Below are 21,837 nucleotides of genomic sequence, written 5' to 3' on the forward strand. Positions count from 1 at the left end.
TTATTCGGCAATAATTAAGAAGTAGTTCTTCTTTCCTTTTTGCACTACTAAGAATTTGTTATTTATAAGGTCTTCAGCTGTATAGGTAGCCTCCGGCGATGTAATCTTAGTTTTGTTAACGGCTGCTCCCCCACCCTGTATCATCTTCTTAGCTTCACCTTTTGATGCAAATACCGCGGTTTGTGCAGCTAATAAATCCAGCACGTTTACACCTTGCTGCATATCGGCTAACTGTACTGTATAGTTAGGTACGCCTTCAAAAATACCCAGCACTTCTTCATTGGTCAATTCGCTTAAAAACTCAATGCCAGTGTTGCCAAACAAAAAGTCGGACGATTGGATAGCTTTTTCATAAGCAGCCTCACCATGCACACGGATGGTAATATCTTTAGCCAGCGTTTTTTGCAACGCGCGTTGATGAGGTGCCGCGTCATGCTCAGCTTCCATCGCTTCAATGGTTTCGCGGTCGAGCAGGGTAAATATGCGGATGAATTTTTTTACATCCTCGTCTGTAGCGTTGAGCCAGAACTGGTAAAATTTGTATGGTGATGTCTTGGTTTCGTCCAGCCAGATGTTGCCACCTTCAGATTTACCAAACTTAGCACCGTCAGCTTTTTTAATTAGCTGTGTGGTTAAAGCATAAGCCTCACCTGCATCCTTACGGCGGATCAGCTCTGTACCGGTAACAATGTTACCCCATTGGTCGCTGCCGCCCATTTGTATTACGCAGTTCTTGTTTTTCCACAGGTAGTAAAAATCATACCCTTGTATCAACTGGTAACTAAACTCGGTGAACGACATGCCGCTGTCGCCGCTTAAACGGCTTTTTACCGAATCTTTGGCCATCATGTAATTCACGGTGAGGTGCTTACCCACATCGCGGATAAAATGCAGAAAAGAGAACTCCTTGAACCAATCGTAATTATTTACAATTTCGGCACTGTTCTCTCCGCTGTTAAAATCCAAAAAACGCTCTAACTGGCTTTGAATACCTTTTAAATTTACGGCCAAGGCATCTTCAGAAAGCAAACTACGCTCGGCCGATTTACCCGACGGATCGCCCACCATACCGGTTGCACCACCCACCAGCGCATAAGGCTTGTGCCCGGCGCGTTGAAAGTGGATCAGCGTCATGATGGTGGCTAAACTACCCACATGCAACGAATCAGCCGTTGGGTCGAAACCAATATAGCCCGAGGCCATACCCTTGTTCAGCAGTTCTTCAGTTCCGGGCATAATATCGTGCAGCATGCCCCGCCAGCGTAATTCTTCAACAAAACTCATTTTATATCATTTAAAGGATGGCAAAGATAACAGATTAGCGGAAAGTAGGAAGTAGCCCCTCCCAAACCCTCCCCGGGAGGGAGGGCTTACATTGCGAGGAGCAATAGCGACGCTGCAAACCACATGCATGCTATATAAACGCGTGCGATTGCCGCGCTACGCTCGCAATGGCTATCTTTTAGGACTATCAAAAAGCCCTGCCTCCCGGGGAGGGTTTGGGAGGGGCTTAATGATGAAACCCGAACGACACGCCCGCCGCCAGTCCCACGGTAAAGTAGGCGTAACTGTCCTGAAAAAATATATTATAATCATCTTGCCCGCGGTAACCGCCACCGGCCATAAGCGCTACATTTTTCATAAAAGGGAACTGGTAATAGTAAAGCGCACTAATATTTAATCGTTTAGAAACACGGGTAAAGCTATAATTACTGTACTTATCCAAGATGTACTGCATATCTACCTGCAGGCGCATCCAGTTGTAAAAACTGCGTTTTTGGCTATCTATATCATCAGCGCGTGCACGCGACAGGTTATACATCCAGCTACCGTTAAGGCGGGCAAAACCATACTGATCTTTCAATGCTTTGGCATAGCCCAGGCCCACCAGCGCAGCATGCAACTCCAACCCTACACTTTGGTATTGATTGCTGACTAAATTCTTATAGTCTACCCGCTTACCATGCGTATAAGTAAGGGTATAAAAGTTAGTAGTAAACTTACCGGTATCGCGATTAAAGCTGCCATTGGGGTTTAAGGTAGGCCCTTTAACACCGTTAGAATGGTGTGAATAAGCCAGCGACAAAAACGAAGGCTTGTCGTAATTACGGTTGAGCCTGAAATACAGCGTACCTCCCGGCATATAGCTGGGCGACTTTACCGGCGCTCCGGAAGCATCGAGCAAACGCAGTTTTACCCTTGGGTTAAAAATAAACGCAAAGCGCGACTTAGGCGTACTGAACACCACAAAGTTACCCACCAGATCGGCCACGAGACTGGTCTTTAATACATTGCCATACTCATTACCAAAAGTAGAAAGCCGGGCATTTTGCAGGTAAATATCATCAAACATTTGGTTGATGATTCGCGTGGTTTTCACCTTATCTGTAGTATCGGGTAGTTTTATTGAAGAATCTTGCTGTATACTGCTCCTGGCCGTAAATGCAATGCTCAACAGCAAACAAATCAACAAAAACAAACACTTATTATGGGTCTTAACGGCAGCTATAAACATACACCATATACGCTAACATTGCGTCTGCGGTTTAAGCTTATTGCGATTCTCCAGGGCTATTACTATCCATACAATTTTAACAAAACAGTATTAAACACTTTAGCTATATCATTTTAAATAATCCATTACATCTTTAACTTTAAACTCGGGGCTGGCCTCGAAAAGCTGTTTTAAAATGTACATGTGTGTAGCTCCATAAATTATCAATATCCGATCGTTTTTACTATCAACAATGCGCTGCACATTGGAGTAAATACGAACGTTGCGGTTAAAATACCTGGTAATAAACCCGTCGGCACCAATAGGCTCTGTATTACTGCCCCGCTTGGTGGTTACCAGCCACCTTCCTATTGCCCTCGCCTGCTTTTGAGGCGAATTTAAGTAGGCCAGATATTCATTCAGCGGAAGAAAGTACGCCAGTGAATCCTGAAACTGCTTTTCTTCATGATAAGGCTTATCCCAATAGGTGAATGAAGAATCGGTTTGATCGCTATACTATCAAAAGTAAGCACCGAATCGGCCTTGCTTAATTTAAAACGGAATACCTGAGCGTCTATAGCATAGAGCTTTACGAGCTTAAGCATTTTGGCCAGGCGAAAACCCAGTTGTACACTTTCATCGGCCAGCTTAACCAATTTACTGTTAACCAGCGTACCGGCGCAATATGCGCGAAAAAGCGAATCGTAGTAAGGCTGCATTTTAGGCGACACCTCAATAGCAATCTTGGTAGGTTTGAAAGTTGCCAGCCGGTCTGCCAATTTTTGCACCTGCTTTTGCCTTTCGGCACTTAGCATATCAACCCGGAGATTGGCCGGTGTGGTGTTGGCATCTACCTGTTCGCCTGCAAAATGAAAAACGCCTAATAATAAAACCTCTGGTTTAGGTTTATTATCTTCAAAAATCTCTGCGTTCCGTTCAACTGCTTGTTGCAACCTTGCCTTTTGCGCATAAGCCGTTTGGCTGATCAAAATCAGGAACATGAGGTAACGTTTTACAAGCATGAGCGTATCTTTTTAATGACAAGACACCAAATAACTTACAATGTGACAGGTTACAATTCATGCACGCCATTGATATCAATTTTTTTCCGGCTACAACAAAAGGCGGTTTGGCTACACTGGCTTTTAATTAGCTGCCGACCTTTACACTACATTCAAAACCAAAAAACATGAAAATAGTAGTAACAGGCTCGCTGGGCAACATCAGCAAACCATTGGCCACTGAACTTATTGAAAAAGGCCACCAGGTAACTGTAGTTAGCAGCACTCAAGAGCGTAAAGCCGCCATTGAAGCATTAGGTGCCACAGCAGCCATAGGCACCATGGAAGATACCGATTTTTTGACACAAACTTTTACCGGGGCCGACGTGCTGTATGTAATGGAAACCCTGGCCGGCAACGCATTTTTTGACCACAACGTGGATGTGATTGAGGCCACCACGCAAATTGGGCGCAACTATAAAGAAGCTATTGAGCGCTCGGGGGTAAAAAAAGTAGTACACCTGAGTAGCATTGGTGCCGACACAGGGCCCGGACTGCTCCGCTTTCATTATAACGTAGAAAACATACTGCGCGAACTGCCGGCCGATGTCTTCATCAAATTCATGCGCCCGGTAGGGTTCTATTATGTAATGTACCAGTTCATCCCTATGATAAAACAGCAGGGTGCCATTTACTCGAGCGATGGCGGCGACCGCAAAACGCCCTGGGTATCGCCTTTAGATATTGCCGCGGTGATAGCCGAAGAAATAGAAAAACCATTTGAAGGCCGCCCTATCCGCTATATTGCCAGCGATGAAATCTCGCCTAACGATATTGCCCGGATATTTGGTGAAGCCATTGGCAAGCCCGACCTGCAATGGATCCAGATTAGCGATGAGCAGATGATGGACGGCTTAATTACCGCAGGCATGAAGCCGGAAACAGCCGAAGGCTACGTGGCCATGAACGTTGGCGTGCGCGATGGCAGCCTGTACGATGATTTCTACAAACACAAGCCGGTATTAGGTAAAGTTAAACTTATCGACTTTGCCAAAGATTTTGCCGCTGCATATAATCAAAACCAGTAAATTGCAACATGCCCGATACTTCACCATTTAAGATCAGCACAATCTCTGCTTTCCATAAGCTGCGCGGTTTGCCCAAGCCGCAGCACCCATTAATTAGTGTGGTGAATATTGAAGACGTAGTGATGCCGCCGGTCCCTGTGCAGGGAACGGCTGTGTTCGACTTTTATGCGATCTCCATTAAACGGGCCAGCAATGTAAAGTACAAATACGGCCAGCAGTTGTATGATTTTGATGAAGGTGTGATGTTTTTTACGGCCCCGGGCCAGGTTGTGGGTATTGAGGCAAGCGAAGAAGTAAAACACTCGGGGTGGATACTACTCATCCATCCCGATTTTTTGTGGAACACGCATCTTGCTCAAAATATCCGCAAGTACGAGTTTTTTGATTACGCAGTGAATGAAGCGCTGTTCCTTTCGGAAAAAGAAGAGCAGATGATTACCGATATTCTGTTATCAATACAACAGGAATACTGCGCTAACATAGACAACTTTAGTCAGAACATCATTATTTCGCAGGTAGAATTGCTCCTCAACCATTCAGAACGCTTTTATCATCGCCAGTTCATCACCCGTAAAAAAGCAGCACATGGCATATTGGAGCGTATGGAAAGACTGCTGGACGATTATTTTAATAGTAACGAGTTATTACAGAAAGGACTGCCAACGGTAGGATACATTTCCGAATCGCTCAACATATCGCCCACCTACCTGCGCAGTTTATTAAACGTGCTAACGGGGCAAAACACACAGCAACATATTCACGACAAATTGATTGAAAAAGCCAAACAGAAGCTTTCGTCCACTAATTTATCAGTAAGCGAAATTGCTTATGAGCTGGGCTTTGAGCACCCGCAATCGTTCAGCAAGCTGTTTAAAACCAAAACCAACTATTCACCTTTAGAATTCAGGCAATCGTTTAACTAATAATGGTGATAGATCTAAAACGCTTCGTTCAACCCTAAAAAGAAGCCGCGCGCGCCATATTTACCAAAAGCGTAATCCAAACATAAATTAGTGCGGGTGGCTTTATTAAATAACACTCGTAAACCGCCGCCGCCGCCGGGCTGCCATTGTTCAAACAGCTTGGTGCCCTGTTCGTCATTGGCAGTTTGCATGTGGAAGAAGGTTACCCCGCTGATAAATTTATTGCGGGTAATAGGGAAACGATATTCTACTTCGGAGTAGTTGTACTGCGTGCCTTTGAAATAGCCCACCGTATATCCCCTGCCGCTGCGGAAACCCGGGTCTTTGGCCGTTCCGGGCAGTTCAAGGTAAGGCAAGGCGCCGCTTACCAGGTACGAACCCCAGTTCCAAAAAGCAATTACATGCTCCGGGTTACGGCGCGACAAACTGAAGTATTTCCTGAAATCTGTAGTAAACTGCATTGCATTCTTCGTACTTCCCATCCAGGTTTGATTTGTACGGAAACCAGCATCGGCATAAATACCTTTGTAGGCGCGGTTTTGGTTATCGCGTGTGGTGTACTGCACATTAAAAAGCAATCCGTTGGCATTATAACTGTCACCATTAAACCCATAGCGCTGGTTATAAATATTGTAAGGCGTAAGGCTGGTGGTCGATCGCCTGTCTTCAATACTCTTCCTAATATCGAACGATACACCTGCTCCTACAAACAGGTTTTCGGCAACTTCTTTATAGGCCTTCTCCCTGAAATTAAAATAAAGTGAATTGAGCACATACGCCTTACGGCCAGGGTTGCTCAACGCAAGGTCGGCCTCTGTTTGTCCCGAAGCCTGGCCAATACCCAAGCCAAAATCGGGCGTAACGGTTTTGGCGGCTACAAGGCTACCCTGAAAGTTCCACTTGTTGCCTGGTGTGAATATATTATGGTTGAGGTAAAAGTAGATGATGTTCTTGGTAGTGATGGAAGCCGATGTTGCCGCTACCGACATAATGGTTTTTGGATCACTACCCAGCCTTACCCCCGCTACTGCTTTAATACCTATTTGTGAACCAATACTTGGGTTGGAGGCCACATTGGGAATAATGGTGATCCCCGAGCGCTTCTTCAACGAGTCGGGTTTTTTATTAGGATGAAATATAGCCTGGAACAAATCGCCCACGTCGTACTGCTTATACAGTGTATCGGCAGGCTTTAGCTTACCTCCTTTTGCACGCAATGAGTCTCTTTTAAGCGAATCGGTGGGGCCTGCTACCTGCGCCTGCAAGTGGCTATTTATGCCAACTCCCAGCAACAACACGGCTAATGCTGCAAACTTTTTAAATAGTGCGCTATAATTTGCTTTGAATACCATGAAGTAAAGTTTAAACTGATAATGCATCAGCCATAATTACGTTGGAACCTTTGAATATTCGAAAATGTTTTAAACGGCAGTATTAATGCGCCGTAAACACAACGTTATAGTTAAGGTATAATTTCGCCTTGTACAAAAAATGGTGTATTTTGCATTACCGCTATATATGAATTTTTTGTCGCACTACTACTTTGATCGCCATACGAGCAACTGCTACCATGTTTTAGGAACAGTACTGCCCGACTTGATCAAGAACGCCGACAAAAGCACCATACTACACCCCGAAAAGTTAAGCTACCCGTCCGGACCGGCTCATCACATTTGTAACGGCTGGCATAAGCATTTGGAAGTGGATCGCCATTTTCATAATTCAGCCTTTTTTAAAACGCACTCGCACGAGCTTAAACTCCGTTTACGCGAAGTAATTACAGGCTCGCCCGTAAAACCTTTCTTTTTAGGGCACATTGCTCTAGAGCTTATTTTAGACAACCTGCTGCTCACCACCGTGCAACTTACTGCCGATAGTTTCTACGCACATTTAGATTCCTGCGACCATGAGGCTATCACCGATTTCCTGTTACGCAGTGGCATGAAAGACCCGGCTGCCTTCATCAGGTTTTTTGAGAAGTTTAAACAGAACCAGTACCTTCACACTTACGCCCAAACCGGGCAGGTAGCCTACGCACTCAAACGTATTTGTATGCGCATTTGGAACAACCCATTTACCCCCGAACAGGAAGAAAGCATGAACCAGGTCATCATTCAATACCGCGAAATCTTAAAAAGTAATTTCATGAGTATTTTTGAAGAAATAGCTACATTAATGGTGTAAATCTGAAGTTTTCTATTGTGCCTCGATGCCCGTTAACGGCAGGTCTTTTTCATGTTGCAATTCCCTCGCTGCCGATTTTTTAAACAGCATACCAAACACAATAGCCGTTAACAAACCGGCCACACCCTGTATACAAAGTATGACTCTTACGCTGGCATAATGGCCGCCCAAACCTACTAAAAAGCTACCCAGCGGCTGCATGCCCATAAAGGCCATTACGTAGTAACTAATTACCCGGCCGCGCATTTCATCGCTTACGGTGGTTTGTACAAAAGTATTGGTGGCCGCAATTTGCATCATGGCCCCGGCCCCTGCCGGCATAATGAATAGTAGCGCAAGCCATATATTATTACACCAGGCAAATATGCCCAAACCGGCACTGAACATGGCGCAGGCAAAAACAACAATGCGTTTAATATTGCCCGTATTTTTCAAGGTAGCCATATAAATAGCGCCAATAAGCGACCCTAAACCCGATACACTATTGAGCATGCTGTAAGTACCCGCATCGCCATGAAATATGTCTTTGGCAAAAACCGGCATCAATGTACTGTAAGGCATTACAAAAAAGCTGGTACAGGCCATCAGCAGTATCATGAGCTTAATATCATGAGCTTGTTTTAAGTAATTATAGCCTTGCTTTAGGCCTGCCCATACGCTTACGGTTACTTTTTTAACTTCCATCGAGGGCAGCTTCATGAACAGCAATGAAGTAATCACCGCGATGAAACTCAACGCATTCAGTAAAAAACATATACTCGTACCTACCGTGGTTAACAGTATGCCTGCCACAGCCGGCCCAACCATGCGGGCCAGGTTAACCATAGACGAATTGAGGGCAATGGCATTTTGCAGATCATTTTTATCCTCAACCAACTTAATCATGAGCGACTGCCGCGAAGGTGTGTCAAAAGCGTTAATTACCCCTAACACAATGCTCAAACAAATAATAGCCGGCATACTATATATATGCAGTATGACCAGCGTAGCCATAACACTGGCCTGTATCATGGCGGCTATTTGAGTAGTTAATAAGATTTTATAACGGTTATGCCTGTCGGATATAGTTCCGCCGTAAGGTGATAACAGCAGTGTTGGAATTTGACCGGCAAAGTTAACCACACCCAACATCAGGGCCGAATGCGTGGTGCTGTAAACCAGCCAGTTGATAGCTATACGTTCCATCCAGGTACCAATAAGCGATATGGATTGCCCAACAAAGTATAGCCGGTAATTATAGTATTTTAATGAACGAAAAGTGGTAGATAATGCAGACATGAAGTGAATATGCAGATGTGTTGATATGCAAAATGTGCAGATGATGTACATACTACAAACTGTGACTAAAGCGGTTTTATTTTTATTAGTTCAAGATACATCTCAAGGCATCAAATGACTTGTAATTACTTCTTGTTTGTACATCATCACATCTGCACATCTGCACATATACATATTTAATATACATACGCTTCAAAATCAGTCTATAACATTATATTTTATTTTTATATAAGAAATATTTATCCGTACCTTTGCAGTCCCAATTAATTGGGAAAAGGAGACAAATTATTTAATGGCAAAAAAACAAGAAGCAGAAAAAGAATTAAAGTCAAAAGAGGCTGAATTGGGTACAGTTCCGGCTTTTGCAGAAAAAGAAAGCATTGAGTCAGAAGCTGATTCAATTTCTATTGATGAGATCAAATCTCAAATCGCAGCAGTTCCGGAAGATTTTGACTGGGATGCAGATGAGAAAAAATTTGGTAACTACAGCGATGCAGACCGCGAAAAATTAGAGCAAATGTACGATGGTACCTTCAGCTCAATTAATCAAGGCGAAATCATCACTGGTACTGTAGTAAACATCAACAACAAAGACGTGGTATTAAACATCGGCTTTAAATCTGATGGTATGGTATCATTGTCTGAATTCCGTGATACACCAGATCTGAAAATCGGTGACACTGTTGACGTGTTCGTTGAGTCGCAGGAAGATGCTAACGGTCAGTTGGTACTTTCACGCAAACGCGCTAAAACACAAAAATCATGGGAGCGTATTAACGATGCATTGACTAACGATGAGATCATTACCGGTTTTGTGAAGAGCAGAACTAAAGGTGGTTTAATTGTAGATATAATGGGCGTAGAAGCCTTCTTACCTGGTTCACAGATCGATATCAAGCCTATCCGCGATTACGATGTGTATGTAGGTAAAACCATGGAGTTCAAAGTTGTTAAAATCAACCACGAGTTTAAAAACGTAGTGGTATCGCACAAAGTGCTGATTGAAGACGATTTAGAAAACCAAAAAATTGAAATTGTTGCCCGTCTTGAAAAAGGTCAGGTATTGGAAGGTACTGTTAAAAACATTACTGATTTCGGTGTGTTCATCGATTTGGGTGGCGTTGACGGCTTACTGCACATTACTGATATCTCTTGGGGACGTATTGAGCACCCTCGTGAAGTATTGGCATTGGATCAAAAGATCAACGTTGTTGTTCTTGACTTTGATGACGAGAAAAAACGTATTGCTCTGGGCTTAAAACAATTAACTCCTCACCCTTGGCAAAGCCTGGATGAAAACATCCAAATTGGCTCACATGTTAAAGGTAAAATTGTTACCGTTGCTGATTACGGCGCATTCCTTGAAATTACCCCTGGTGTTGAAGGTTTGATCCACGTATCAGAAATGTCATGGTCACAAAACCTGCGCAATCCTCAGGAATTCCTGAAAGTTGGTGACGAAGTTGAAGCTCAAGTTTTAACTTTAGATCGCGAAGAGCGCAAAATGAGCTTAGGTATTAAACAATTAACGCCAGATCCATGGCAAAACGCTGCTGAACGTTACGCCGTAGGCACTCAGCACATTGCTACCGTTAAGAACATGACCAACTTTGGTGTGTTTGTTGAACTGGAAGATGGTATTGATGGTTTAATTCACATCTCTGACCTTTCATGGTCTAAAAAAGTTAACCATCCTAACGAGTTTACTAAAGTAGGCGAAAAATTAGATGTAGTAGTTTTAGAACTTGATGTTGATAACCGCAAACTGAGCTTAGGCCACAAACAACTGGAAGAAAACCCTTGGGACACTTTCGAAACTATCTTCACCGTTGATTCTATCCACGAAGGTACTGTGTTGAAAGTAACTGATAAAGGTGCTGTTGTAGCATTACCTTACGGTGTTGAAGGCTTTGCGCCAACCAAACACTTGGTAAAAGAAGACGGTAAAGCTTTGAAAGCCGAAGAAACTGCCGAATTCAAGATCATCGAGTTTGGTAAAGACAACAAACGTATCGTTATTTCTCACTCACGTATTTGGGAAGACCTTCGTTCTGAAGCCAGAGTTCAAGACTTTGAAAACCGTAAAAAAGAAGCGAAAGCTGCTACAAGCGCGGTGAAAAAAGTAAAAGAATCTGTTGAAAAATCAACCCTTGGCGATTTAAGCGTTCTTGCTCAATTAAAAGAGCAGATGGAAGGTGCTGAAAACAAAGCACGTAAATCTAACGACGAGAATTAATCATTAAATACTTTCTCTTTTAAAGCCCTGTGCCTCAAGCACGGGGCTTTTTTTTGGGCACTTTTATTGCTACATGTGTATCAAATTGTTTTAATTTACGTAATAACAATAGGACAATTGTTCTAACCAGAGGCTGCAAGCCCCTTGAAATACTTTTTTACTAAGAAATATGCTACGTACCGGCGACCAACTTTATAACCCTCTGACCAAAAAAACATTCATTTTTTTGTTAACTTCACAAGACACTAATGGTGAGTTTTTAAAAATAAAATGCATTGCCGATGTTGGCAGTAAACAACGCAGTGGTTTTGTTCATAAGCATCCGGCGCAAACCGAGATCATCACCGTACAATCGGGTAGTATGATGACCATTGTGAACGGCAAAAAAGTACGTTATGATGCCGGCGAAATGTTGGTTATTCAGCCAGGCACCTCGCACCAATGGTGGAATGCCAGCAAGAAAGAAGAACTTAATATTATTAGTGAAATACGTCCTGCTTTAAAAACCGCTGAAATGTATGAGTCAGCTTGTTCATTTGCTCAAGCCCGCCATGCCGCAGGTAAAGAAGCCCCTACTCTTTTACATCTTGCCGTGATGCTCGATTATTATGGCGATCATTATGTTATTGCAGGTCGATGGACCCTTGTCAAAAAGGCGGCATTTAAGGTGTTGGCTGCTATTGGGCGTCTTAAAGGGTACACACCAGAGTGGCATTCAGAACCTATCATGATATCAAATTCCGCAGCTTAAAGCCACATTGATTCAGTATACGCTTTTTAACCATAAACTATTCTTACGATTAAATACTATACAATAGTACCCCAACAGTAATCAATCTAAAATTCGCTCATATACAGCAAAAAACCTATTCAATCAATAAGTTTAACAAAGCTGATTAGTTCGGGAGGCTGAAGTTTATCTTTTTAAGTAGCCTGTGCTACTTTAGGCATAGCCTGCTATAAAAACTTTTTATACCTTTGCCCAAACCTACTGAAACGATGCAGAACCTGACGTTGCTTGATGGGCCAAAATTCCAGATCACCATACAGCGCCTTTGCCGGCAATTAATAGAAAACCATAACGACTTTGCTAATGCTATATTAATAGGTATACAGCCCCGGGGCATTTATCTGGCCCGCCGCGTGGCCGAAGAGTTAGGAAAAATATTAGGCAAGCCCGTTTTACAGGGCGACTTAGACATTACCTTTTACCGTGATGATTTTCGTAGACGCGAGGGTCCTTTGGTACCCAACCAAACCCGTATAGATTTCATTATCGAAGGGAAGAACATTATTTTAATGGATGATGTACTGTGGACAGGCCGCACCATACGTGCCGCTATGGACGCTATGCTGGCCTTTGGCCGCCCTGCAAAGGTAGAACTGCTCACTCTGGTAGACCGTCGCTATTCGCGCCATATACCCGTTACAGCAAACTATACTGGCATTGAGGTAGATTCTATTGCCTCACAAAAGGTAGTTGTTAGCTGGAAGGAAACTGATGGGGAGGACAAAATTGTGCTGTTATCAGAAGCACAATAAAAGATTTCGAATTTCGAATGTTCAGTTTCGAAATTTGAGATCTTAAACAGTATAACATTGAATAGTCAAAGCTGCTCATTATAGCAGTTCAATATACATTCGAAATTGAACATTCGAAATTCGAAATAAACATGGGACTAAGTACACGACATCTATTAGGTATTAAAGATTTAAATCCACAAGATATTCAGCTGATTTTTGAAACTGCCGATACTTTTAAAGCAGTGATTAACCGGCCTATTAAAAAAGTACCATCCCTGCGCGATATCACAATTGCCAACATTTTCTTTGAAAATTCTACCCGTACTCGCTTATCATTTGAACTGGCTGAGCGCCGATTATCTGCCGATACGCTAAACTTTGCAGCGTCATCTTCTTCGGTTAGCAAGGGAGAAACATTGATCGACACCGTAAACAACATTTTGGCCATGAAGGTTGATATGGTGGTGATGCGTCACCCTTATGCAGGTGCTGGAGTGTTTCTTTCCAAACACGTAAAGGCACAAATTGTAAATGCGGGTGATGGTGCACACGAGCACCCTACACAGGCATTGTTAGATGCCTTTTCTATCCGCGAAAAACTCGGCGATGTAGCCGGAAAAAAAGTAGTAATCGTGGGTGATGTACTTCACTCTCGTGTTGCTTTATCCAATATCTTATGCCTTAAACAATTAGGCGCCGAAGTAATGGTTTGCGGCCCTACCACGCTTATTCCTAAATACATTGGCTCGTTGGGCGTAAAGGTGGAACATGACCTCAAGAAAGCCCTGAACTGGTGTGATGTGGCCAACATGCTGCGCATTCAACTGGAGCGTCAGGATATTAAATACTTCCCTTCCCTACGCGAATACACAATGCTATTTGGGTTGAATAAACAAATATTGGACAGCCTGGATAAAGAGATCATTATTATGCACCCCGGCCCCATTAACCGTGGCGTAGAAATTACCAGCGATGTGGCCGACAGTAAGCAATCTATTATCTTAGATCAGGTGGAGAATGGTGTGGCTGTACGTATGGCTGTATTATACCTTTTAGCCGGACAGAACTAATTTTTAATAAACTATGAATTTCAGGTTATTACATGATTACGTATTAAAAATTGAACCTGAAAAGGAAAAGCCGGGCCGCGTGAGGCTTATTGTAAAGCAGTTAGGCAAGGAGCTGGTATGCCGTAAAGAAAGCATCAACCCGCTGCTCGATTTTGTTTATGGGGGCGATGCTCACTTGTTTAAAGGCAGGTTACAAATTCAGAAAACCAAGAACGCCATTAGTATTTACATGAATGGCGATATCATAGGAACTATTGAAGCCAGGGTAATGGCTGATGGGTTGGATAAGCTGTAGTAACACTACTACTATAATGTCATTGCGAGCGTAGCGTGGCAATCGCACGCGTACAGGTAATGAACGCGTGCGGTTGCCGCGTCGCTATCGCTCCTCGCAAAGACCCCTTTTTTACAGCATCGTGCATATTTATTCCTCCACTTTTTCGCCCTTTTTAGCAGGCTTATCATTCACCGGCTGACCGTCCCGTATCTCATCAGTGGCTACCTTCACCAGCTTGTCGCCTAAGTGAAGGTCTTTGCCGTACACCTCAACCACGTCTTTACTTTGAATACCTTTTTGTACATCAATCCACTGCGCACGGTGTTGAGCGTCTACACGTACCACAAATACTTTTTCGGTGGATTGTACCAACGCAGTTTTAGGGATAACGAAAGTACTATCATGCGATTTCAGCGGCACGTTCACTTCGGCATACATACCCGGCAATAAAACCTTTTTAGGGTTCTCTACGTCCATTTCAAGGCGTTCTGAACGTAGTTTAGCATCCAGTGCACCTGCAGCGCGTTTAATTTTAGCCGTAAACTGCTGATTAGGTATAGCACGAACCGTAAAACCCACTTCTTCCTGATTACTTAACGAACCTGTGCTTAACTCAGGTACCGAAATAACCAAACGTAGTTTCTTTTGCTGCTGAACCACAAACAAAGGCAGATCAGAACCTTTACCACCCGGACCAACGTATGCACCCATGCTGGCATTACGCTCGCTCACTACACCATCAAATGGGGCGCGTATTTGAAGATATTGCAGGTTTGAGCTTACTTCCTGGTAGACGGCTTTGGCAGCTTCCACGTTAGCCATATCGGCCTTGCGGCGGGCATCAGCCTGCTCTATATCATTTTGGGCAATGGTACCCGGCGTTTTAGCGGTATTAAACAACCTCCCATAGGTGGCATTACTGGCCAGGTAAGTAGCCTCCTGCTGCTTAATGCGCGCACGTGCCGATGCAAGCTGTGAATTAATTTCGGGCGCTTCTAAAATAATCATGAGCTGGCCTTTATGCACTTCAGAACCTACATCAACCAGGTAACGTTTTACATAGCTATTGATTTTAGCATACAGGGCTACCTGCTGGTAAGGCATTAATTCGCCCGGTACCTGCAGGGTTGATGCCAGCTTACTTTTTTCCAGGCCAAACGTTTCTACCGGCGGCACTTCAATGTCGGTTTGCTCTTGCTGTGCACGCTGTTGATCGGCCTTGTCCTTATCATCCGAATGGCAGGCGCCTAAGGTTAATACGCCGGTTAAGCCAAGTAGTGAAATGGCAGTGGTTATGTTACTTTTCAAATTCTTCATATTGACTTTCAACAGCTAATATTATATCAAATTATTGCATCGCGTTGAAACCTCCTCAGAGATTGCTTCGTACCTCGCAATGACGAGTTTTTTCTATTTATTTCTTTTTCCTCGCTCTCCGCACTTATTAATCAGCACTTTTAATATGGTGCAACGGCACATAATATTTACTCTGCTCATCTTCAGGATCTAAAGATGCCGATTGCGTGGTGGTTTTACCCTGCACCCAGGCAAATACCAATGGCAATATTAATAAGGAAGCAAAAGTAGAAAAGAACAAGCCTCCTATTACCGCACGCCCCAACGGCGAAGTTTGATCTCCCCCCTCACCCAAGCCCGAAGCCATCGGGATCATCCCTACAATCATGGCCAAACTAGTCATTAAAATTGGGCGCAAGCGTAGTGCAACCGATTCTCGTGCCGATTTCAAGGCATCACCGTTAATCATGCGCAGTTCTTCGGCGTTGGTGATTAATAACACCGAATTGGATATAGCCACACCAACCGCCATAATCATACCCATGTACGATTGCAGGTTAAGTGTGGCACCGGTAAACTTCACCAACAACAAAGAACCCAAAATTACTGCCGGAACGGTGGAAAGTACCACCAGCGATACCTTGAACGATTGAAAATTGGCCGTAAGCATTAAAAATATTACCAGGATGGCTATCAATAAACCGCTTTGCAAACTACCCAAGGTATCATCAAGGGTTTGGCTAAGTCCGCGGGGCTCAATAGTTAAACCACGGGGCAATTCGCCTAACGATTTAATTACTTCTTTTACATCATCCGTGGCAGTACCTAAATCCTTATCATTCAAATTTGCTGTGACCGATATGGTGGGAATGGCGCCAATGTTATCATTCTCGCCATAAGTGGTATCCATTTTTATACTGGCCACATCGCTCAATACTGGTCGGCGCTGGTTGGCCATAATGGGAATTTCCTTAATATCGTTCAAGCTCGACATTTGGTACTCGGGTACTTGCACCTGCACGTTATAACTCAAACCCACTTTTTCATCTAGCCAAACATTCTTTTCGGTAAAGCGCGACGACGAGGTTGAGGCTGTTAACGAGCGTGAAATATCGCCTACGGCGACGCCTAACTGTGCCGCACGTACCCTATCAATATCAATGTTAATAGACGGATACTTGAATGACTGGCCAATTTGCACATCGCGCATGTACTTGATCTCATTAAGTTTGCGCAATATTTTGTAAGCATAAACCACATTTTGCTTTTTATTCTTGCTGGATATGCCGATCTCTACAGGTGTGGGCGAGCCCTGGCTTAAGATTTTATCAGTCAAATCAATAGGCTCAAAAGACACCTTCACATTAGGCATAGCTTTATGTATCTCGCGCCGGAAACTTTCTTTCAAATCGTCTAAGTTGCCGTCATACTCCTCGGTCAGTGCTGCTTGTATAACGGCCTCTTGCGGACCTGCCATGAACAAATATATGGGACTGGTTGAAAACTGTGAGGGGTGCGTACCTACAAAAGACGAGGTCACAGCTATTTTGTCCTTCCCTACCAGTTTCCCTAATATTTTAAGTGCATTCACCGTCATGGCTTCAGTACGCTCCAAACGTGTACCGTCAGCTCCACGCAGCCTTACCTGGAAAGTGCCCGAATCAACCTTAGGCAATACATCGCGGCCTATGGTGGTGAACAGCAGTAAGGCCAAGCTAACAGAAACTACAATATAAATCAGCACTATCCATTTGCGTTTGGGTAGCATGGTATCCATCCAGCCCATAAAGCGGTGACGAAACTTGTCGAAACGGGTTTCTTCTGCGCCATGATCCTCTATGGCATGACGGGCCGATTCTTCTTTCAAGTCATGGTCATCGTCCATCACAAAGTCTTTCTTTTCATGGTCGTTCTTCATAATCCAGTTGGCCAAAATGGGTACGAACGTTTGCGATAACAAGTAAGACGTGATCATGGAGAAACCAATTGCCAGCGCTAAAGGCAGGAACAAAGCACCCGGGATGCCTTTCATGGTAAAGGCCGGCGCAAACACCGCCAGAATACAGAACAGGATAAGCAATTTAGGGAAAGCAATTTCCTTACAAGCATCCCATATAGCCAGCGCCTTGGGCTTACCCATAGCAAAATGCTGGTGTATGTTTTCAATAGTTACTGTAGATTCATCTACAAGAATACCTATAGCCAGCGACAGCCCGCTCAGCGTCATGATATTAATGGTTTGATGAAATAACGACAGGAACAAAATGCCCGATACTATACAAGTAGGTATGGTCAGGATTACGATCAAAGCACCGCGCTTATCGCCCAGGAAAAGCAATACCATTAAACCGGTAAGCACCGCGCCAATAGCACCCTCTTCGGCCAAACTTTTCACGGCGTTAATAACATAGGTAGACTGGTCAAACACGTACGACAGCTTTACATCTTCAGGCAGTAAGCTTTGAAAGCGCGGAATAGCTTTCTTCAGGTTTTGTACCACTTCCCAGGTAGAGGCATCGGCCGATTTGGTGATGGGCAGGTAAACCGAACGTTTGCCGTTCACGAGGGCATAGCTGCTGGTAATATCTGCACCATCTTCAACCGTGGCTACATCATGCAGAAAAACGGTTTGTATACCATTACGATATAAGGGTATGTTACCAAAATCCTGCACTTTTTTAATGGAAGTATTGGCAGGCGTTAAATAGTTTAAATCGCCTATACGTACGTTACCTGCAGGCGAGTTCAAGTTGTTTTCGCGGATGGCGGTCACAATTTGATCGGGCGTGAGGTTGTGCGAACGCAATAAACTGGGGTCTACCTTAATTACCACCGAACGCGTATTACCGCCAAACGGTGCCGGAGATACCAGCCCGGGTACCGAGGTAAATGATGAACGTACGTATACGTTGGCCAGATCGAGCAGTTCGTTATTACTCCGCGTAGGACTGGTTAATACCAACTGCCCTACCGGCAGTGTAGAGGCATCGAATCTTAGAATGAACGGCGGCTGCGTACCCGGCGGAAATATGGCCTGCGCCCTATTGGTATAACCCGATACCTCGGCCGCGGCCTGCGCCATATTGGTACCCTCGTAAAACGATAATTTTATTAAGGTTAAACCCTGTATGTTGCGGGTTTCGATGCTCTTAACACCCGATACATACAACAGCAAGTTAACATACTGCTTACCAAAGTAAGATTCCATTTGGGTAGGCGTATAACCACCGTATGGATGGGACACGTAAATAACCGGCAGGTTTAGGTCGGGGAAAATATCGATCTTGATACTCCTAATGGCATTGAGCCCGAAGAAAAATATACCGGCTACAAAAACCAGGATAGTGATGGGTTTACGAAGTGCAAATTTTATGAGTCCCATTTAAATGTATTTCAGCAGATGAGTAGCTTAAAAGTTATTGATGAACAGGTCAAAATCGCCGGTTGAGGCAGCTTTGAACAGCAGAGCCTGCCATACATTATTGTAGGCAATGTAATTATTGGTTTCGGCTCGGTAAAGTACATACAACGCCTGTGTAAAATCGGTAATGGTAGCTAGTCCGTTTCTGTAGAGCGTTATTTTTTGCACATAAGCATCATTTGCCGATTTAATTTGCACCGGGGCCTCCTGTGCATTTTTAAGCGCATTACCTATCCGCGTTTCGGCCAACACCTGTTGATTTTTCAGCTGCTGGTTAACCAAGTTATATTCGTCCTGGTATTGCAGCGAAATGTATTTTTGCGATTGTACCTGGTATTTGGTTCGAAACAAACTGGTAAAGTTCCAGCTGGTGGCAATACCAATGATATAGTTGAACCGCGTTGGGTTAAGTGCATCAATATAACTGCCGTTATGAGCCACCGGGGTATTAATGGCCGGTGCCAGTGTAAACCCAGACCCACGACCTTGAAAAGTTCCTATTAAAGAAAAAGTAGGCAGCGCAAATGTTTTTTGGTACCGGGCCTGCTCATCGCTCACCTGTATACGATCTTTATAATATTGAAGCACCGGGTGATCTTCCTGTTTAATTGCTGCTACCGGGTTAGGCATATTTGGATTTCTCACCACAAAAGTACTGTCGAGCACAAAATCGGCGGGTGGGATAGTGTAGCCCAGGTACTGCGACAGTTGATTCACCTGTTCCTGTTCGTTTTGCCGGGCATTGGTCAACTGAATTTTAGCATTAGACACTTCGGTGTTGGCAAAGGAAGAATCGACACCTGGGTTGAGGCCATTTTTTACACGGGCCACTACCACGCGGCGTATTTCGAGTGTACGGTTTAAATTATCCTGCTGTACTTTAACCAGGCGCTGTGCAGCCAACACGTTCAGGTAAGCCGCTGCTATTCTGATCTTATGCTGAAACTGCTGTTGACCTAAGTCTGCCTCATCGCGGTTAACCACACGTTGCTGTACCTTAACGCGCTCTGTGGCACGGCCAAAGGCAAAGAAGTCCCAATTAACGTTGGTAAGGTATAGCGAGCCGAAGGCAGAGTTCCAGCTTTGCTCGGGCAATGCCGGGCCAGACGAAGATACCGCCAAACCCCTATACCCTATTAGGGGACCATTTTGACCATTAATAGTACCGTAAGAATTTTGTGCGGAAAAATTAAGATCGGGCAGGTACTCTGTACGGGTTTCTTTCAGGTAAGATCTTGATGAATTAAGCTGATTTTTTTTAGCCTGTATGGCCGGATAATTTTCTACGCCCAATTGCACAGCCTCCTTCATGCTAAGCGCAATTGTTTCCTGAGCTATAACAGTATGAGTAACCAATAAAAATGAGCTGCCGACAAAAAGGACAATTAGTAATCTTTTAATCATTAGGAAAGAAAATTACGATAGACAGAAGCAAATGTAAGTTCTATTGTAAAAAATAAAAGTTTTAACAGCTTTTATTTATCAATGTAAAAAGAATGTTGCCTCGGGCAGACGTTACCATGACAATATGTAAGCAGTTACTTATTTAACTGCTCGATGATAGCTAGCTCAATGAGATCTATAGTATTCAGCTTCGCGAATTAAACTTCACTATACCCACGAGAGCATTATATACTTACTTAAGTATTTAAATTTATATCGAAACACGTAACTATAGATTAAAGCTTAGAGCAACTGTTCAGCGACGTCTTTACCGCTTGTTAACGCCGCCTCTACTGTACCCATGGCAGGGCCCTGATACATATACTCGCCGGCAAAATACATAGTTTCACCAATAGGCTGCTTGAGCAGTTCTAAGGACTGAGCCGTGTGTATAGTGTCGTAAGCGTAAGATCCGTAAATGTAAGGATCGGCCGTCCAGTTGGCTATGTGCGATGCTATCAGATGACCTTTTAACCAATCGGCACTACGGTTAAAAATATTAGCCAGCGATTGTAAAGAGTGCTGCAATATTTCTTCGGCAGGCTTATTTGCCCAGTCTTTAGCTGCGGGACCGCCCAGCCAACCGGTTATCATGGGTGAATGCTGCGGAGCTTGTGTCCACCAGGTAGGTATAGCTTCTTCAGAAAACAAGAAGCCCATTTTTTTTAAACTTTGATGGGCCAGTTCTTCGGTAACATTATCTTCCCAAAACGTTTCATTGAACTGCAACAAAACCTTAATAATGGCGCCAAAGCCCATGTTTTGCAGAGCTTGCATTTGCGGCTCAATGGCCGGCTCAAAATGTATAAAGCCTTTAGCTGCTTTTGGTGCCTGCCAAACGCCAAGCGGTATTGCGAAAATAATTTTTGAAGCTTCGTAAATCTCGCCGTCGGCAATAATGGCTTTCGCCTTACCCGCCGACCATCTGATTTGGGTAACGGGAGCATTAAGGTATATGTGGTTGCCAGCCTCTTTAATAGCAGTAACCAAGTAATTTATTAGCCTACAATAACCACCCTCAATGCGGTGTTGGGCACCTTCATCTTCATTTTGCCACTCGCTGCGTAAAGAAAGGGCGCTCATACGCGCAGGATCGCCCGTATCGTACCCGGCTGCATACCGCCTTACCGATTCCTTTAAGTCTTCAAATTTTACATCGGTAAAGTGCTGCTCCAAAAAATCATTTAACGTCATGTCGTCATGCAGCGCGTTAAGCTGTTCCATGAGCAGCGGCCAGCTTTCTATAATCCCGGCATCTTTGGTAAAGGTGCCGTTACTGTATTGCCACATTTCGCCCCCGGCAGGATAGTATGGAATATTAGCATCTTTTAATAACCCCAAGGTGACGGGCAGATCGCCGTGCACAAACTCGGCTCCTAACTCAGCATGATTGAAAAACTGCGTATTGTCCAGCGTGCGTATGCGGCCGCCAGTACGGTTGCAGGCTTCGAGTACGGTTACTTTCTTGCCGGCTTTGCTAAGCGTGTAAGCCGCCATTAAACCGGCAGCACCCGCGCCCACAATGATTACGTTTGTGTTTTCCATAAAGTGTAGATGCTGCAAGTTAAAAATTCCTGTTTTAATTAATGGAATTTGTTTCTG

General features: G+C 44.0%; 18 protein-coding genes. 8 read left to right on the forward strand and 10 right to left on the reverse strand.

What is annotated here, in order from left to right; genetic code table 11:
• The 4 genes from tyrS to IEV61_RS11920 all read right to left on the reverse strand — a co-directional run bounded on the left by tyrS (position 1) and on the right by IEV61_RS11920 (position 3,516).
• On the reverse strand, positions 1-1,284 hold the full coding sequence (gene tyrS, locus IEV61_RS11910; RefSeq protein WP_188416925.1) for a tyrosine--tRNA ligase: 1,284 nt from the start codon (positions 1,282-1,284) through the stop codon (positions 1-3).
• A 226-nt stretch (positions 1,285-1,510) separates the two neighbouring features.
• Positions 1,511-2,455, reverse strand: a complete 945-nt coding sequence (locus IEV61_RS11915; protein ID WP_188416926.1) for a hypothetical protein — start codon at positions 2,453-2,455, stop codon at positions 1,511-1,513.
• A gap of 168 nt (positions 2,456-2,623) precedes the next feature.
• Positions 2,624-2,935: a DUF5694 domain-containing protein gene (locus tag IEV61_RS20785; protein WP_373867839.1), complete on the reverse strand. Its 312-nt coding sequence runs from the start codon at positions 2,933-2,935 to the stop codon at positions 2,624-2,626.
• Positions 2,914-3,516: a DUF5694 domain-containing protein gene (locus tag IEV61_RS11920; RefSeq protein ID WP_188416929.1), complete on the reverse strand. Its 603-nt coding sequence runs from the start codon at positions 3,514-3,516 to the stop codon at positions 2,914-2,916. Before IEV61_RS11920 ends, IEV61_RS20785 begins: the two co-directional genes overlap by 22 nt.
• 167 nt (positions 3,517-3,683) lie before the next feature.
• On the opposite strand from IEV61_RS11920, the gene IEV61_RS11925 reads away from it, so the two are divergent.
• Positions 3,684-4,583 carry an NmrA family NAD(P)-binding protein gene (locus IEV61_RS11925; RefSeq protein ID WP_188416937.1) on the forward strand — a complete coding sequence of 300 codons (900 nt, stop codon included), beginning with the start codon at positions 3,684-3,686 and terminating at the stop codon, positions 4,581-4,583.
• An 8-nt stretch (positions 4,584-4,591) separates the two neighbouring features.
• Positions 4,592-5,506, forward strand: coding sequence for a helix-turn-helix domain-containing protein (locus IEV61_RS11930; RefSeq protein ID WP_188416939.1), 915 nt, complete (start codon positions 4,592-4,594; stop codon positions 5,504-5,506).
• Between the two features lie 14 nt (positions 5,507-5,520).
• On the opposite strand, the gene IEV61_RS11935 is transcribed toward IEV61_RS11930, so the two are convergent.
• Positions 5,521-6,858: a BamA/TamA family outer membrane protein gene (locus IEV61_RS11935; protein ID WP_188416941.1), complete on the reverse strand. Its 1,338-nt coding sequence runs from the start codon at positions 6,856-6,858 to the stop codon at positions 5,521-5,523.
• Positions 6,859-7,024: 166 nt separating this feature from the next.
• On the opposite strand from IEV61_RS11935, the gene IEV61_RS11940 reads away from it, so the two are divergent.
• A complete protein-coding gene (locus IEV61_RS11940; protein ID WP_188416943.1) occupies positions 7,025-7,690 on the forward strand; it encodes an ACP phosphodiesterase in 666 nt (221 codons plus the stop codon).
• A gap of 12 nt (positions 7,691-7,702) precedes the next feature.
• On the opposite strand, the gene IEV61_RS11945 is transcribed toward IEV61_RS11940, so the two are convergent.
• On the reverse strand, positions 7,703-8,968 hold the full coding sequence (locus IEV61_RS11945; protein WP_188416945.1) for an MFS transporter: 1,266 nt from the start codon (positions 8,966-8,968) through the stop codon (positions 7,703-7,705).
• Between the two features lie 292 nt (positions 8,969-9,260).
• Between IEV61_RS11945 and rpsA the strand changes: the two genes are divergently transcribed.
• From rpsA to IEV61_RS11970, 5 genes are all read left to right on the forward strand, one after another.
• Entirely contained in the window at positions 9,261-11,204 is a 1,944-nt protein-coding gene (gene rpsA, locus IEV61_RS11950; RefSeq protein ID WP_188416947.1) for a 30S ribosomal protein S1, read from the forward strand.
• A 169-nt stretch (positions 11,205-11,373) separates the two neighbouring features.
• Positions 11,374-11,955: a cupin domain-containing protein gene (locus IEV61_RS11955; protein ID WP_188416948.1), complete on the forward strand. Its 582-nt coding sequence runs from the start codon at positions 11,374-11,376 to the stop codon at positions 11,953-11,955.
• Between the two features lie 248 nt (positions 11,956-12,203).
• Complete coding sequence (pyrR, locus tag IEV61_RS11960; protein ID WP_188416949.1) at positions 12,204-12,746, forward strand: bifunctional pyr operon transcriptional regulator/uracil phosphoribosyltransferase PyrR; 543 nt, start codon at positions 12,204-12,206, stop codon at positions 12,744-12,746.
• 131 nt (positions 12,747-12,877) lie between these two features.
• Entirely contained in the window at positions 12,878-13,798 is a 921-nt protein-coding gene (locus IEV61_RS11965) for an aspartate carbamoyltransferase catalytic subunit (RefSeq protein WP_188416950.1), read from the forward strand.
• A 13-nt stretch (positions 13,799-13,811) separates the two neighbouring features.
• Positions 13,812-14,093: a hypothetical protein gene (locus IEV61_RS11970; RefSeq protein WP_188416951.1), complete on the forward strand. Its 282-nt coding sequence runs from the start codon at positions 13,812-13,814 to the stop codon at positions 14,091-14,093.
• A gap of 129 nt (positions 14,094-14,222) precedes the next feature.
• Here IEV61_RS11970 and IEV61_RS11975 read toward each other — a convergent pair whose 3' ends face one another.
• From IEV61_RS11975 to IEV61_RS11990, 4 genes are all read right to left on the reverse strand, one after another.
• Positions 14,223-15,392: an efflux RND transporter periplasmic adaptor subunit gene (locus IEV61_RS11975; protein ID WP_188416952.1), complete on the reverse strand. Its 1,170-nt coding sequence runs from the start codon at positions 15,390-15,392 to the stop codon at positions 14,223-14,225.
• 127 nt (positions 15,393-15,519) lie between these two features.
• Complete coding sequence (locus IEV61_RS11980; protein ID WP_188416954.1) at positions 15,520-18,753, reverse strand: efflux RND transporter permease subunit; 3,234 nt, start codon at positions 18,751-18,753, stop codon at positions 15,520-15,522.
• 27 nt (positions 18,754-18,780) lie between these two features.
• On the reverse strand, positions 18,781-20,103 hold the full coding sequence (locus IEV61_RS11985; RefSeq protein ID WP_229747118.1) for a TolC family protein: 1,323 nt from the start codon (positions 20,101-20,103) through the stop codon (positions 18,781-18,783).
• A 375-nt stretch (positions 20,104-20,478) separates the two neighbouring features.
• Positions 20,479-21,780, reverse strand: coding sequence for a flavin monoamine oxidase family protein (locus IEV61_RS11990; RefSeq protein ID WP_188416966.1), 1,302 nt, complete (start codon positions 21,778-21,780; stop codon positions 20,479-20,481).
• Positions 21,781-21,837: the final 57 nt, after the last annotated feature.

The sequence above is a fragment of the Mucilaginibacter galii genome, from assembly GCF_014635825.1.
GTDB classification, from domain to species: domain Bacteria; phylum Bacteroidota; class Bacteroidia; order Sphingobacteriales; family Sphingobacteriaceae; genus Mucilaginibacter; species Mucilaginibacter galii.

What these genes read in the sequence shown, in the direction of transcription:
- tyrS (WP_188416925.1), bottom strand. Translation starts at nt 1,284, where the DNA reads ATGAGTTTTGTTGAAGAATTACGCTGGCGGGGCATGCTGCACGATATT.
- IEV61_RS11920 (WP_188416929.1), bottom strand. Translation starts at nt 3,516, where the DNA reads ATGCTTGTAAAACGTTACCTCATGTTCCTGATTTTGATCAGCCAAACG.
- IEV61_RS11925 (WP_188416937.1), top strand. Translation starts at nt 3,684, where the DNA reads ATGAAAATAGTAGTAACAGGCTCGCTGGGCAACATCAGCAAACCATTG.
- IEV61_RS11930 (WP_188416939.1), top strand. Translation starts at nt 4,592, where the DNA reads ATGCCCGATACTTCACCATTTAAGATCAGCACAATCTCTGCTTTCCAT.
- IEV61_RS11935 (WP_188416941.1), bottom strand. Translation starts at nt 6,858, where the DNA reads ATGGTATTCAAAGCAAATTATAGCGCACTATTTAAAAAGTTTGCAGCA.
- IEV61_RS11940 (WP_188416943.1), top strand. Translation starts at nt 7,025, where the DNA reads ATGAATTTTTTGTCGCACTACTACTTTGATCGCCATACGAGCAACTGC.
- IEV61_RS11945 (WP_188416945.1), bottom strand. Translation starts at nt 8,968, where the DNA reads ATGTCTGCATTATCTACCACTTTTCGTTCATTAAAATACTATAATTAC.
- rpsA (WP_188416947.1), top strand. Translation starts at nt 9,261, where the DNA reads ATGGCAAAAAAACAAGAAGCAGAAAAAGAATTAAAGTCAAAAGAGGCT.
- IEV61_RS11955 (WP_188416948.1), top strand. Translation starts at nt 11,374, where the DNA reads ATGCTACGTACCGGCGACCAACTTTATAACCCTCTGACCAAAAAAACA.
- pyrR (WP_188416949.1), top strand. Translation starts at nt 12,204, where the DNA reads ATGCAGAACCTGACGTTGCTTGATGGGCCAAAATTCCAGATCACCATA.
- IEV61_RS11965 (WP_188416950.1), top strand. Translation starts at nt 12,878, where the DNA reads ATGGGACTAAGTACACGACATCTATTAGGTATTAAAGATTTAAATCCA.
- IEV61_RS11970 (WP_188416951.1), top strand. Translation starts at nt 13,812, where the DNA reads ATGAATTTCAGGTTATTACATGATTACGTATTAAAAATTGAACCTGAA.
- IEV61_RS11975 (WP_188416952.1), bottom strand. Translation starts at nt 15,392, where the DNA reads ATGAAGAATTTGAAAAGTAACATAACCACTGCCATTTCACTACTTGGC.
- IEV61_RS11980 (WP_188416954.1), bottom strand. Translation starts at nt 18,753, where the DNA reads ATGGGACTCATAAAATTTGCACTTCGTAAACCCATCACTATCCTGGTT.
- IEV61_RS11985 (WP_229747118.1), bottom strand. Translation starts at nt 20,103, where the DNA reads ATGAAGGAGGCTGTGCAATTGGGCGTAGAAAATTATCCGGCCATACAG.
- IEV61_RS11990 (WP_188416966.1), bottom strand. Translation starts at nt 21,780, where the DNA reads ATGGAAAACACAAACGTAATCATTGTGGGCGCGGGTGCTGCCGGTTTA.